The sequence below is a fragment of the Burkholderia sp. WP9 genome, from assembly GCF_900104795.1.
In the GTDB taxonomy this organism is placed as follows: Bacteria; Pseudomonadota; Gammaproteobacteria; order Burkholderiales; family Burkholderiaceae; genus Paraburkholderia.
Window position 1 is genome coordinate 139,993 of the sequence record NZ_FNTG01000004.1, and the last position, 13,619, is coordinate 153,611.

General features: G+C 61.8%; 12 protein-coding genes. 4 read left to right on the forward strand and 8 right to left on the reverse strand.

The annotated features are described in order from the left end of the window. Positions 1-101: 101 nt before the first annotated feature. From BLW71_RS38970 to BLW71_RS38985, 3 genes are all read right to left on the reverse strand, one after another. Entirely contained in the window at positions 102-1,334 is a 1,233-nt protein-coding gene (locus BLW71_RS38970; RefSeq protein ID WP_091809927.1) for an amidohydrolase family protein, read from the reverse strand. A 658-nt stretch (positions 1,335-1,992) separates the two neighbouring features. Then, the gene (ltrA, locus tag BLW71_RS38975) at positions 1,993-3,471 is read right to left on the reverse strand and encodes a group II intron reverse transcriptase/maturase (RefSeq protein WP_091809929.1); all 1,479 of its coding nucleotides are present in this window, start codon (positions 3,469-3,471) and stop codon (positions 1,993-1,995) included. A gap of 676 nt (positions 3,472-4,147) precedes the next feature. Continuing rightward, entirely contained in the window at positions 4,148-5,614 is a 1,467-nt protein-coding gene (locus BLW71_RS38985; protein WP_091809931.1) for an ATP-binding domain-containing protein, read from the reverse strand. A gap of 310 nt (positions 5,615-5,924) precedes the next feature. Between BLW71_RS38985 and BLW71_RS38990 the strand changes: the two genes are divergently transcribed. The 3 genes from BLW71_RS38990 to BLW71_RS39000 all read left to right on the forward strand — a co-directional run bounded on the left by BLW71_RS38990 (position 5,925) and on the right by BLW71_RS39000 (position 7,910). Next, a complete protein-coding gene (locus BLW71_RS38990; RefSeq protein ID WP_091809933.1) occupies positions 5,925-6,383 on the forward strand; it encodes a zinc-finger-containing protein in 459 nt (152 codons plus the stop codon). Positions 6,384-6,419: 36 nt separating this feature from the next. Further along, complete coding sequence (locus BLW71_RS38995; protein WP_091809935.1) at positions 6,420-6,884, forward strand: hypothetical protein; 465 nt, start codon at positions 6,420-6,422, stop codon at positions 6,882-6,884. Between the two features lie 456 nt (positions 6,885-7,340). Then, entirely contained in the window at positions 7,341-7,910 is a 570-nt protein-coding gene (locus tag BLW71_RS39000; RefSeq protein WP_091810118.1) for a hypothetical protein, read from the forward strand. 21 nt (positions 7,911-7,931) lie between these two features. Here BLW71_RS39000 and BLW71_RS39005 read toward each other — a convergent pair whose 3' ends face one another. Continuing rightward, positions 7,932-8,183: a hypothetical protein gene (locus tag BLW71_RS39005; RefSeq protein ID WP_091809937.1), complete on the reverse strand. Its 252-nt coding sequence runs from the start codon at positions 8,181-8,183 to the stop codon at positions 7,932-7,934. Positions 8,184-8,505: 322 nt separating this feature from the next. On the opposite strand from BLW71_RS39005, the gene BLW71_RS39010 reads away from it, so the two are divergent. Further along, positions 8,506-8,805: a hypothetical protein gene (locus BLW71_RS39010; protein ID WP_091809939.1), complete on the forward strand. Its 300-nt coding sequence runs from the start codon at positions 8,506-8,508 to the stop codon at positions 8,803-8,805. A gap of 304 nt (positions 8,806-9,109) precedes the next feature. On the opposite strand, the gene BLW71_RS39015 is transcribed toward BLW71_RS39010, so the two are convergent. Genes BLW71_RS39015 through BLW71_RS39030 form a run of 4 tightly spaced genes read right to left on the reverse strand, consistent with a single transcriptional unit; the run spans position 9,110 to position 13,385 of the window. Continuing rightward, positions 9,110-12,259 carry an LPD7 domain-containing protein gene (locus BLW71_RS39015; RefSeq protein WP_091809941.1) on the reverse strand — a complete coding sequence of 1,050 codons (3,150 nt, stop codon included), beginning with the start codon at positions 12,257-12,259 and terminating at the stop codon, positions 9,110-9,112. Next, positions 12,259-12,516 (reverse strand): hypothetical protein, encoded by a 258-nt coding sequence (locus BLW71_RS39020; protein ID WP_091809943.1) that lies wholly within the window; start codon positions 12,514-12,516, stop codon positions 12,259-12,261. Before BLW71_RS39020 ends, BLW71_RS39015 begins: the two co-directional genes overlap by 1 nt. A gap of 37 nt (positions 12,517-12,553) precedes the next feature. Beyond that, positions 12,554-12,919 (reverse strand): plasmid mobilization protein, encoded by a 366-nt coding sequence (locus tag BLW71_RS39025; protein ID WP_091809945.1) that lies wholly within the window; start codon positions 12,917-12,919, stop codon positions 12,554-12,556. Further along, positions 12,900-13,385, reverse strand: a complete 486-nt coding sequence (locus BLW71_RS39030; RefSeq protein WP_143048450.1) for a hypothetical protein — start codon at positions 13,383-13,385, stop codon at positions 12,900-12,902. The genes BLW71_RS39025 and BLW71_RS39030 overlap by 20 nt, the downstream gene beginning before the upstream one ends. Positions 13,386-13,619: the final 234 nt, after the last annotated feature.

Here is a 13,619-nt window from a genome sequence, read left to right on the forward strand (position 1 = left end):
TCAATGCCAACAATTATGACCCAGCGTCATGGAAATCACGCAACGAACAGTAACCGCACGATTCCTATCGTCGCGCGCACAGTCTTCGTGTCGCTGCTTTGCTAGATGAGCAGATCGTAGGCGCCGTGACGGTAGACGCGACCACCGCGCATGACGAAATCGACCTTGGTCGTGACAGCGATGTCGGCAATCGGGTCGCCCTCCATTGCAACAATATCGGCTTTTCGTCCAACCTCCAATACGCCGATATCAGTCTGTTGTAGCAACTCTGCGGCAACACTGGTGGCAGCCTTGAGTGCACGCGCAGTCGAGAGCCCGGCTTCAACCATCGCCTGGAATTCGAAGATACCCCGCGAAAATGGGAACATTCCACAATCCGTGCCGAATGCTATCTTGGCGCTGCTCGCCGTCATCCTGCGCTGGGCTCTTTCAATTTCATCAAGATCACGCTCGAATTTCCAGACGGCCTGTTTTGGCAAGGTTCCCGCTCTCAGCATCGCTTTGTCTTCCCGCGTCATTTCCATTGTTGGAACGAGAAACGCACCGGACTTTTCGGCCATGGCAATGCCTTCGTCGTCGATCAGGTAGCAATGCTCTAGGCTGCGCGCACCCGCCCGAAGCGCCTGCCTGCAACCTTCGGCAGCACCGGTGTGAACCGCAACCGGTACGCCGAGCTGGTGTGCTGTCTCGGCAACGATCTGCATTTCCTCGTCAAACCAGGTGACCCGGGCGGGGTCGTCCCCGAAACTCATGTAGCCACCCGTGTTCATTGTCTTGATCCAGTCAGCGCCACGGGCGTGCTCCGAGCGGACCAGCTCGCGAATCTTCCCCGGAGAGTCGGCGGTTTTCGACAGCCCTCTGTGACAACGGCACGGAAACGCACCCTGCATGTCTCCATGTCCGCCGGACGCGCTGATCATGTGAGGCGCGATAATCAGACGAGGGCCAGGCAGGATGCCCGCGTCGATCGCGTTGCGCAAGTCGATGCCGGGCCACGCTTCGTCGAAAGTTCCCATATCCCGCATGGTCGTGAACCCGAAGCGCATGTACTGTCGAGCCAGATGCAGTCCAGAGAGCGCTTTTGACGCGCTCGACTCGAGTATCTGCAGCCTCAGGTTCATACCGTCGAGGAACAGATGCACATGGGTGTCGATGAAGCCTGGCGTAACCGTTCGATCTGACAGATCGATAACCTGTGCATTGGCCGACCGGCCAACCGATTCATTGACTGCTGCGATTGTGTCGTCTTCGATGAGGATTTCAGTGGGACCGCGGAGTGAATCCCCGGCGCCATCAAAGAAATTGCCACAAACAAGTACCGTGTGATTTGCCATACAGGTTGACCTCCAATTTCACAGGCGTGACAGCATCGTTATAGTAAAGCAATGTTCGAGTACTACGCAGTAGTCGAGAGCAGCTGGAATAAGCTTGATGAAGCACGAAAGAAACAGGCCCGGAGCATTCCGTTGAGTGCGCTGGACCTTACTGAATTTGAATGAGTCAGTGGGCAGCGCTGGCGGCGAGCTACTATCCCACCGAGATGCGCGCGACAAGTACCAGCTGGATGAAAGGCGTGAATCCCCTTGGCGCCATCTCGGGCGCATCCATCGGTGCGGCCTCATGAGCTTCAATGGGAGTTGGTGGATTCTTTCTCGCGCTTACTGTACGGTTTGCGATCGCCATTGCTGCGGCGTACGTAAAGGGCGGCGAAACGCTTGCGCTGAGCCGCGCATCAGATGCGTATAGGCGCGATGACGACCGTATGCGGGTACGCACTCTCAATAGACGAACGCAGGTCCGAGGGTGCCGCTTACCGTCGAGCGCGTGGGATGCGTATTCGATGCGCTCACCGACGGCCGAATAGCCTCGCAAGCGGCCGTTGACCGTGATCCGCAACGTATGTCCGTGAAGGGTCGAGGATTGCGGTAGGGATGCCCATTACTGAGCACCCCCCGCACAGATCCCGGCGTGCCCAATTCGGGCACCGGGCTCCTACCTCGGGTGTTTGACGGCGAAGCGCCGATCAGGCCACGGATGAAGGATTCGAGGGGGCGGAAGCCAGGCATTGGCGATTCGTCTCATTCGCTCCCACGTCATGGCGTCCTTCTGACTGCGCCGCCGGAGCGTGCGCCGCCATAGATCGGTGACGTGATGTCGGAATGCGACGAGTGCCCGCGAGTTGGTAGGCACCGCGTGATACGCGAAGTATCCGCGAACCACCTGCCTGAGCCATTGCCCTTGCACTGGAATCGGTTCGTGCATGCGCTTCCGGAGCGCCTCCTTGATCTGCCTGAGTCTCGCCCGCATGCGATCCCCTCGGGTCTTCCGCTGTAACTGGAAAGCCCCGCGACGAGATCTGCCCCAGATAAAGATGAAACCCAGAAAGGTGAAGGTCTCCGGTCGGCCAAGACCCCGTCTCTGGCGGTTGACCGCTGCATAGCGGCCGGACTCCAGCAGTCTCGTCTTGTCCGGATGTAGCTCAAGCGAGAACTCTTCCAGCCTCGATCGCATCGCGTCCCAGAAGCGCCGCGCGTCAGCTTCGTGCTCGAAGCCGACAACGATGTCATCCGCATACCGCAGGATGATCACGTTGCCCGTTGCTTCCCGCCGTCGCCACCGGTTGGCCCAGAGATCGAAGACATAGTGCAGGTACACGTTCGCGAACAGCGGTGAAGCCACTGATCCCTGTGGTGTACCGGTCTCACTGACGCTCAGCTCTCCGTCTTCCAGAACACCCGCCTTGAGCCACTTGCGCACAAGGCGGATGATGCGCTGGTCGCCGATCCGGTGCTCAATGAAACGGACTAGCCAACTCTGGCTAACCGAGTCGAAGAAGCTCCGAAGGTCCGCGTCCAGAATCCAGTTCACCGGGGTGTGGGTGATGGCCGTCGCTAACGCATCCAGCGCATCATGTTGACTACGCCCGGGCCGAAACCCGTACGAGAAACCAAGAAAGTCTTCCTCGTATATCGCGTTCAGCACTTCCACCACCGCACGCTGGACGATCTTGTCTTCCAGCGCGGCAATCCCCAGCGGGCGCTGTTTGCCGTCCGGCTTCGGTATGTACTGTCGCCGAACAGGCAGTGCCCGGTACGCTCCGCTCTGTACCTGCGAGAACAGGCGCTGGAGATTCTCTTCCAGTCCTGCCTCGTAGTACCGCCACGTCAGGCCATCCACTCCGGGAGCCGCACTGCGTTTGAGCGCAAAGAATGCCATCCGAAGTCGGTCGACTGTGACGTGGTGTAGAAGCGCGGTGAACCGCTCCTTCTTCCGCTGTCTTGCAGCCTGCCGTACACGTTCCAGCCGCTGTGGCACGCTTGCCCGGTTCTGCGCCCGGTGCGTGTGTGGCTGACCCGTGTTCCCCTTGGTCCCCGCCCTTGGCTCCACCCACTCCGCAGCTGGTTCCCCAGCCTTGTTCGCAGGCTTCATCGCTACTACGGCGGAGTCTGACTTCTCCCGTCCGTTCATCATCGGCTACGGCTCCTCGCCTTCCCGATGCGGACCTGTCCATCCTGCGACAGGCCAGACTGGAGATCTCCCGGTTCCCTAACAAGGAGCGTGCGCACATGCCAGGTTCTACGACCACGCCGGGTCATCCGGGCGCTCGCGATTGCGCGCTCAGACGTTTTGCCTTCCGCTACACAGACAGCGTCGGCACCCGGAATCAGTTTTCTATCGTGGCTCAATGGCTGGCCTGCACGTACCCCTGCCGACGCTTCGCCGACATCCTCGCGGATGCCTGCGCACGGCTCGGGGCCGATGTGGTTCGCTATTCCTTCATCGCAGTGGACTTGCACCACTTACTCCTTGCCGGTCTCCCGGCGCACCTGTGTGAAAACACGTGTTGAATGCGGTCTTCTAGAAAATCGACCCATCAGATCGCGCTGTATTGGCTTGGTGGCAACTCGGGAAGGGTAAAGCGACACCCGAAAACCGAGTACTTTTGCGTTTTCACACAACCTCGGTCGATTTGGGACGATCATAAATGTCGATACCGTGCTTTGTTTTTCAGGTTCCTGAAGCTACCGCGTAGATGTCGGTTCGTCACGGTGAGATACGGGGCACGGGGTCTATAGGTGGCGACCCACCGATGCCGCACAAAACATCGGCGTTGAGCGTCTTACTTGTGCGGAGCACGCCTATGCGGTCACCGACGCGAGTTGAACAGCCGTATTAGGTCCTCGCGCAGCTCGGAGATGTCCAGCACATGCTGTGCGCGCGTCACGGCCACGTAAAGCAGGCGCAACTCGTCCTCGTCGAGCATCAGGCGCCCGTCAACCGACTTGAAGCGAAAATCGTTGGCGACCTTCACCCGTTTCCATTGCAGCCCCTTGGCGCGGTGCACGGTCGAGATCACGTAGTCGGCGTCTGCCACGGGCGTAACTCGTCGCGCCAGCTCTCGAAGATAGGCGGTTCCACACTCGTCGACGATTCGAACGATCGGCAGCAAGTCGCGCCCTACCGCGCTTCGGGCAAACGATTGGGCGTCCTTCCATGTTTCGAACAACGAAAATGCTGTTGGCCGGAAAGCCCGCTTGCCGGCCAGCAACTGATCGGCGCCGTCTGCAAACGCGACGATTTCAGTGGGATTCATGCGGATCGCCGGCTTATAACCGGCTTCGACGCCCGCGGCCAGTTGCCAGATGGCCGTCACGTTCTTTCGACACAAAATGGCATCGACGGGCGGAGAGACGTTACGGTCGTCCACCAGAATCGAACCGATGGTGTCCTGACCGCGAATGGGTGTGCGCTCGTCCAGCAATCCCAGAATACGGCTGGCGAGCGCAGCGACCATGGGTCCGAAGCGGAAGGATTCGGTTAGCGCACGCTCGGGCGCGTCGATCTGAGCCATTGCATTGACCGCGCCGCGCCATTCATAGATTTGCTGGTAGGGGTCGCCGACGTAGATGATCTGCGCGTGGCGCTGGAGGCCAAGCACCGCGAGCGTGACGCCATCGCTGTCTTGCGCCTCGTCGAACAGGATAAAGTCCGCATCGATACGTGGTTCTGTCTGCGCCCAGACTTTTAAATAGACGTCGGGCACAATGGCGCTGCGCCCGCGTGGGTCAGTGCTTTCATTCCACAGACGCACCACGTAGGGAAGCAACGATTCGCGCAGCCAGTCGGCTGCCTTTTCATGTACCTTTTCGTCGACAGGGATGTGGGAAGCCTCTGGCCGCAGCTGCGCCGAGCGGCAGAACCTGCCCAGGCCGTCGGCAACCATCCGACCAATTTCAAACGGCGCGACTTCGACGGTTTTGCCGGTGATGGTCGGCACCTGTATCGGTCCGAGCCGATAGCGGGCCGCCAATTCGTGCGGTGGCTCGCCCGGGACGTTCAAGCGCGCGGTCAAGGCGGAAGCTACGGATGCATACGCGAGCGAATGCACCGTGCGCGCGCTGACATTGGACGGAAAGCCGCGACGCGCGTGCTCGGCGATTTCCTTGTTGAAGGCGAGATAGCTGCCGCGTTTACCGGCGAGATGATCGGCAACCAGCCGCAGCGTCGAAGTCTTTCCCGCGCCCGCATATGCCTTGATCTTCAGGTCGACCCCGCCAAGAACCCCATCTACGACCGCCTGCTGTTCGACGGTGGGCTTAAACGAATGGGGCATGGCATTTGAGGCTGAGCGAAGATGCCCGTAGTGTGCCCGAAAAACGCCGATGGGCAAGCTGCTGCGTGGCAACCGATCTCCGTGCAGCCGACAGCGCGACGGCCGAGTCCCAATCACGACCGTACGTTGGGAGTCGATTTATGCGTCACCGCATGAGCCCCAATTCGGCCACAATGCAGATTACTTCAACATTTGCCATTAACAAAGAAATTGAACGCTCCCGCGATGTGCTGGCTCGATTCATTGCTTTGGATTTCGCGAGCCCCAACTGGCGGATAATGTAATCTGCAATTCAGCCAGAAGGAATCCCGTGCGTGTCGGTCGCCCTATCAAGGCATTACCCCAGCCCTCGTGCGATTATTGCGGCGCTCGCGCCGCGCTGGTGAAATACCGTGAAGCGGAGTATCCCTACCGCGAGGACCGCGGCGCGCTATGGGCCTGCACCGCGTGTCAGGCGTGGATCGGCATCCACTCGCGCAGCACACGGAACGTGCCGCTCGGACTTCTCGCCGACGCGGCCCTGCGCGACGCGAAGAGCCGCCTGTACGACGCGCTCGAGCCGCTTGTCGCTGGCAAGGTCAGACGCGATCGCGTCAACGCGTTCGAGGCTCGCGCGAAAGCGATCCGCTGGGTCGCCGGCGAACTCGGCTTTGAGCCTGTCCCGGGATCGATCCACAACCTGTCGCTCGACCAGTGCGAACTGGCGATCCGGCATGTCGAAGCGTTCGTCGCACAGCGCGGCGCCGCTTCGCCGGACAGCAGCGTTTAAGTAACTGGCGGCCCAAGAAATCACCAACGGAACCTGATGCCCAAGACCCTTCCTTTCGCGCACAGTCCCAACGCGGCACGCGCGCGACGCGCCAGAACGATGCTCCTGCCGATGTCCCGCACAACCGCCGACGAGCTCGCGCTGCGGATCCATCTGGCACTCGCAGCAATGCGCGCCGGCGCCGGCAGCGAGCACGACGCGCAGACGCTAACGCAGACGATGATCCTGATGGGTTTTATCGCAGAGGCGGGCTGTGGCTCGGCCACGTACGAGCAGCCGGTCGTCGCGGAAGCCGTCATTTCGGCCGTGTTCGACCGCGGCCGCGACACGGGCGAGTGGCGGCTCGACGGTGAGGCGGCAGACCTGTTCGCCGGAATCGTCACCGCCTACGACGAGCAGCTGCGCCGCGCCCCGTTGTGGGCGACCGCCGAAGCAAGTGAACGGCTCGACCGCTTCCAGGCAGGAGAGGCGTACCGGCGAGCAGACCGCAAGCTGGGGTGAGCGTTGGCTTCCTAAGTCGCAGTATCGTGCGCATCGTCTACGAAGGGTGGAGGCCGTGGGGGAAACATGACGGTCACTGATGAGTGCTGTCGTCAAGCGAGCAGGCGCGGGCTCGCCGCGCAGATCGCGTGCCCACGCTTTCCATCGTTTCCACGCGCGCCTCACGCGGGCGCCGGGCAGGCTAACGCCGGCCACTAGGGGCCACTAGGGCGATGTGCGCCGCCCTGCCCAGTTCGCGTCACTTTCGCCACATACCGTCGATGCACGGTTAACGATTTCTTCATGTTCTGTCGATGGCACAGGCTCGCGCTTCTGACCACCATGAATCAGGTCAGCGTGAGCGGCGCGGTGCGCCGCCGCTGGCCGGCCTCTGCCCGACGCTTTATGCCTGTGCATGCGCCTCGGCATCACGCGCACGCCAGCGAAGCGGCCGCAGTCGATGACAAGGAGATGAACATGAAAAGCAAGCATTTGACCTGTGCGGCGGCCGTTGTGGCCACCCTTCTGTCGTTGAGCGGTGCGGCGCATGCCAACGGCCCCACCTGTTCCAACGAAGCGCTGAGAGGCCCGTATGGATTCAGCGCGCAAGGCGAAATACTCGGCATCATCGGCACGGATGGTGCGGTTCACTACGCGAAGTCGAGGCTGCTGCTCAACGACATCGCCATCGTCAACTTCGACGGCAACGGCAACTTCACGCGCAACGATGCGGGCAATATCGGCGGCTTGCCGAAAACGGGCGGCGCCTTCAATTCCGTGCAGTTCGGCACCTACAACGTGAATAGCGATTGCACGGGAACAATGACGATCAACTACGGCACGAAAGCGAGTCCCGCAGGCGTGGTGCTCGTCGTGAATATCGTTATCTCTTCGGATGCGACACTGGTGATGGGCGAGATGACCAGTGAGACGGTCCCCTTCACTGCTGCGCCCCCCTCCGTCGATGGCACGTGTGGGAACCCATGCTCCGAAGCGGTGCAAATCAGTTTCGAGGGCAAGAAGGTGCTCGTCTACGGATTCCGTTAGGCGGACGGCCGGGACAAGGCTTCAGGGGAAAAGCGGCAGCGACATCGGTACGTCGACGCTTGCCGCTTTGGTTCGCGCAGGCCGCGCGTCGCGCGGCTTGCGCTGGCGCATCGGCGCGCTCGCCCGCTCGAAGCTGCGGCAGACGCGACCCTCGAAACTGCCGATTTGATCGCATCTGGCCCACGGTCCGTTGAGGGTCGAGAGTGTGAGTTCACCGATGCAGGATGCTGCTTCCGCCTGCTCGACGCCGTCACGGTCAGCAACCTGCCACATTGCTGACGCCCAACCTGGCCGAATGTCGGCAGTGGCCGAGAACGCGACGACGTTTTGGGCTCGGCAGCGCCCGTTATCGGGCACGGAACTTACGTCTGAACGTGCTCAGAGCGTACGACTGCGTTGCCGTAGCCGGCCGGAGGACTGTGCTTTGACGTGGATATTCCTGCGTCGCCTGCGGCTTGGGATTGGACGTTCGGAGTGCCAGATTGGCTGTCGCTTCGCTGCAAAATCTGCACACAGTATCCGTCTTATCTCCGGAGTGCGTCTCGCCACCTGCTTTGGCACTCCAATCTCAACGACGGCAGAAAGGAGCACAGTCATGACTACCCCCACGATCGACCAGTATGAGGTTATGTATTCATCAAACACCTTTCCACCCCGGATCTGGCTGAAGAGCGGCGGGAAGTTTGTCGGCCAGCTCATCTTCGAAGCAGACGGAAAGACATTGCCCGCTGACGGAATGAGCGGGGGCCGTGTCAATCTGTACTACCACCTGGAAGATTTCCAGAACACGCTGAATCTTCTCAGCCGGGACAAGCCGATCTATCTGCTCTACAACGGATCCGGAAGCGGTTTTGAGAACGGCATCATGACGACGCCTGAGCCGGTCGGCACGTGAGGGAAGGCTTCGATGCCGAGGCCTGGCACCGCAGTCGCCCGCCGCGGCGCAGTCGATGTCGCCAACGTATCGCGCAGGCGTCGAATAAATAGCGCCGCCTCATTTCAACCCTGATAACGCTGTATCAGGGTTGCGTTTAATTGCGCGAACTTGTGATCCATGGTCATCACGACCACGGCGCCGACATCGAACAGGCGTTACCACCACTGATGAACCCACGTGACATCCGGTCCCGCTCAAGATGACTTCCTGTGCTATCTTCGCTGGGAAACGATGCAATGCCGCGCTATGGTTAGTTCCTTCTTTATCTGTCGACCTCCGGCCCGCGCTCCGAAGTATCCGCACCATCTGGAGCAGCCGGGTCCTCGCCCTTGTGATTTGGATCCCCGGGTCCGTCGCCCGGATCTGGATCGGGCGCGCGCAGCATATCGCGCAGCCGTTTATGTTCCTGCGCCGCGCGTTCCCGATCGGTCTCGCGCTGCGCCGCGCGGCGGTCGGCCGTTTCAGCATTGAGCTCCGCACGCCGGATCTGCCGGATGCGCTCGGGCTCCGGATCGGCAAACTCGACGTCCATCGAGGCTTCCGCTGCGACCCGCGCGGCAGCTGCCTGAAATGCTTCCGGGCCGGTAAGCGCCAGTAACGGGCCGAACTTCTTCTGCGCGAACCGCAGTGTGATTTCAAGCGCTTCACGCTCCTGGTCCCAGAGGCGCAGCGTACGCCCCTCGTCGACGAACAGCGCGGCACCGTCCTTGCGATAATCCACGTTGCCATTGGCGAGCACTTCATAGGTGATCGACGGTCCGCGATAGATGATTTCGTTTGGCTCGCCGGCGCGCGCCGGGCGGAAGGTAACCGCACCTGCCTCGTCTGCGGTCCGTGCGCATTCCGACCGGAGCCGCTGCATCCGCCGGAGCTCGCGCAACGCCCGCGCGTCGCCCGCCTGCGCGCGCTCCCGCAGAAAGTCGCGATACTGGTCCGTCAACGCTCGCCGGGCTGCGCCCTTCAGCGCGCCCCGTTCACGGATAACCTGCTCCCGCAACGTCGCCTCAGCCTCGAGGCGCTCGACGCGGGCAGCTGAGAGCGCATCCTTGCGCTGCGTCGACGGCAGATCTGTCCGGTCGGCGATCGCACTGCGCTTTCCATAGAACGCTGACTTGATGGCCGTCCGTCGCTCCTTCTCCTGCAGCCCCTGCGCGGTCCATTCGCGGCGCAATGCATCGCGGAACGCCGCGCGCCACGCCTGAAACTCTACCCACAGGTCACGCTCCGGCGTGCGCCGTGGTGCATGTGCCGGATCCTGTCCCGTCTGCGCCCGATACGTATCGCGCAGCAGATGCGCCGCGTCCGCCCACGACAGATTCATTTCCTCCGTCAGGAAGTCAGACACATTCAGACGACGCGAGCCGGCCCTGATGCGGTCGGCACCGTCGCGGCCCTTGCCGATCTGATATTTCTCGACGATCAGGCCGTGCGACTGCGCAAGTGCGGCGAGCAGCCGGCTTGCATCCAGCGTCCCGCGTATTTCCGCAAACTCGCTGCGCCCGTCCGCGGGGCCGGTTGTGCCGCTCCTTGCCCGCGCCTCGCTCAGGTCCCGCGCGAACTGGTCGCGAACCGTGTCTGCCTCGCGCCCGGTTGCGGGCCGCGCCCGCCCGTTGAACGACAGCCCGGTCGTGTCGGAAACCGGACCGGTCTCGAAGGGTAGCGAAGCGATTGCATCGAAGGAGTCGATCTCCGTCATGCTGCGCGTCTGACTCTCCAGGCCAAACTCGCGCGGCATCCTGCCCCCACCCAGTCCACCCAGCGCCCGGTTCATACCGAAGGCCTGGCCTGCTCCGAATGGACCGCCGCCGGCCATGAACTTGTCGGCGCCGGTACGCGCGAGCCTTGTGCGTTCGGTGGGGTCGGCCTGCTCCCAGGCCGCGTACATCCGCTGCGCGATCGTGCGCCAGTCGGGCACACCGACGTCCGCGGGTAGTCCCCCTGTCAGTCCTCCTTCTCGCTCGCGATCGCCAGACCATCGCAATGCGTCAACTCGTTCGGCTTGCTCGTTTCCCAGCTCCAGTAATGCATCAGGCGGCAGAAGCATTTGACGTCGCGCGGCGTCGCCATCCAGACCGCTGCCGGGCACACCTCGCACACGGTCGAAGGATCGGGTCGCCGGGCCGGATCGATCGAAACGAGCGTCAAGGTCACGATCCGCTCCGGCTCGCCAGTGCCGGGTGATTTTTTCGTGTTCGCGTTCGAGCGCTTCCCAGCCGGTTTGCCCGCGCTCCGGCCCGCTTCCGGCTCCGGGTTCCCGCTCTTGGCCGCGATCTCTTCCCTGACCCCGCCAATCTCGCCAGTTTCCGGGTCCACGGCCGGGGTGCCGTTCGGGGTGTCGTTCGCTACGTTCTTCGATTCCGCGTTCATCCAGTCCTCCAGTGCGTTGATAGAAGCGCGTCTCACGGTGGGCGAGCAGGCGCCGCCGCTCGTCCTGGGAAGCGTTCCGGTAGGTTTCGTAAAAGCTGCTGCCGCTGTTCAGATACTTGATTTCCCGCGCCCGCACCGCGTGCCACTCGTTCAGCAGGTCGAGATACGCGGCTGGCGTCTCGCGTGGCACGCCGGGTTCGATGTACCCGGAGTGGATGCCAGATGCGAGCGCAGCGCGCTTGGCGTCCGCGTCGAGCTCGATGAACTCGCGCGAGAACACGTACTCCTTCAGATTGATGCCCTTTGTCGCACCGTGCGGCTTGACGTTCTCATACTCGACGTCTCGCCCGGCGTTGCGCGTTCGCGTGTCGCCATACCCGGCCAGCAGCTCCCTGAAGTCGTCCTGGCTCGCGATGTCGCGCGCCAGCATTGCCTCGAGGATCGATGCCTTCAGGTCCCGGTTCGCGCCGGCGAACGCATCGCCCTTGTACCGGCTGATCATCTCGGACGCGTCGGTGAACGCGACGCGCCGGTTGTCCTTCGGACTCGCGAGACCGTATTTCGCGTTCGCATGCTCCTGGAACGCTTCGAGAAAGCGTATCTGCTGGTCGACCTTGCCAAACGGCTCCAGCCGTCGCCCGGTCAGCAGATTGACAGCCGGCACCACAAAATGGATGTGCACCTTGCGCTCGATGGGCTCGCCGCTTTTGCGGTCGGCGTAGCTTTTAAGCCGCGGCACATGTGCCTCGGCATAAAACGCATATTCATCCGGTCGATAGGCAGAAAAAGCAAATGCTTCGAAGTCACGCGTAATCGCTTCCAGCACATCGCGCGAGACCTCGTCCTCCTTGAATGACAGGGTGATCGTCAGATACCGCTCGGCCGCGGTCTCCATCGACTGGATGATCTCGTTCGTCAGATCCAGGTCGCCCGCGAGAATGATGCGTTCGTCCATCTCGTCGCGCTCAAACTCGCGATCCTGCTTCTGGCCTTTCTCCAGATATGCCTTGATGCCGTCATGGTGGCCACGCACGCGGATCAGCATCAGCCGGACTCCGGGTGGGGGTGCGTGTGACCGCGGGCCTCCAGCCACGACTCGACCTGCGCAATGCGCCGCTCGAGATCGAAATAGATGTTCGCATACAGGAGATGCCGCGCGGCGATGACCTGTGCGCGCACGGCGTCGCAGTGCGTGCGGCTTAATGCACCCTCCCCGGCGCCCTGCCCTGCACCGCGCGGTTCGCCGCGCAGCCGCGTTTCAAGCTCGACCACTGAGGCAATCGCCTTCTGCACCTCGCTCATGCCGTCTCCTATCACGTCTCCGTATCAGCTCGCCGCATCAATCGACCTTGCCCAGCGTCGCTTTCAGGTACCGCGAGATCATCTGCAACTGGTCAAGCACCTGCGCATACGTTGCCTCCGACAGCTTGCCGCGTACGTGCTCGGAATTCGCACGATGCGCGATCTGGTTCAGGTTGTTGCTGGTCTTGTTGAACACGTACAGCAGGCGCTTGCGATCAGCACTCGCCTTCGGCCGCGCGACAATCTGCGTACGGTTGGTCAGCACCGCCTGACGAAAGAATTCCGATTGACTCAGGCCCGACGCCGCAACCTTGTCGAGATAGGCCGCACGATCGGCCTCCGACAACCGGAATGCGATCGGCCTGCCCAGCCCGGCACCGCCATTAGTCTTCGCTCGGGGCATCGGCTTTGTTCCTCTTTGTCCACTCCTGCACGATGGCGCAGTGTTCTGCGTAGAGCTTCGCCACGTGGGCACGGGCCAGACAAACCCTGGATATTTCCGCACCCACACCGAAGTAGCGCCTCAATGCCTCTGCGGCATCCGCACGATCGAAACGGGCGCACTCATATAGCAGCCATTCGCCGGCGTCGCTGAAAAGATCGATCCACACTTCGCCTTCTTCCGGATCCTGGTCGAAATCCGCGATGGCAAGCTCGTCGTCCATCGCCTCCGTCAACCATGCGTGCCCTTCGGCAGCCGTAACGGCGATGCGCAGCACCGACATCAGTTCGCCGCGAAACGCGACACGCACATTGAATTCCGCCATCGCTTCTGTTTCCTCGTTACTCGTTCCGGCGACCGCCTTTGGGAAGTCGGCGCCAGAAGGCCCGACGGGGTTTCCGCGCGGCAGTCGCCGCGGGGGTTTCAAAGGGGCGCGCCCTTTTGGCACGAGATATTTTACGGGATGCGTAGCATCGCGTAAACATATCCAACGTGCCTCACCCCGCTGTCAAATCTAACCGCGCCGCCTCAAAATACCCGGTTGCAGCCCGAACAATACCCCAATGCACCTTCCAAGTGGACACTGAGAGACATCAAGTAGACACAACATACCCATCATGTGCCATCATCATCCCGTCCAGTACTCGCCCAGCAGACACCA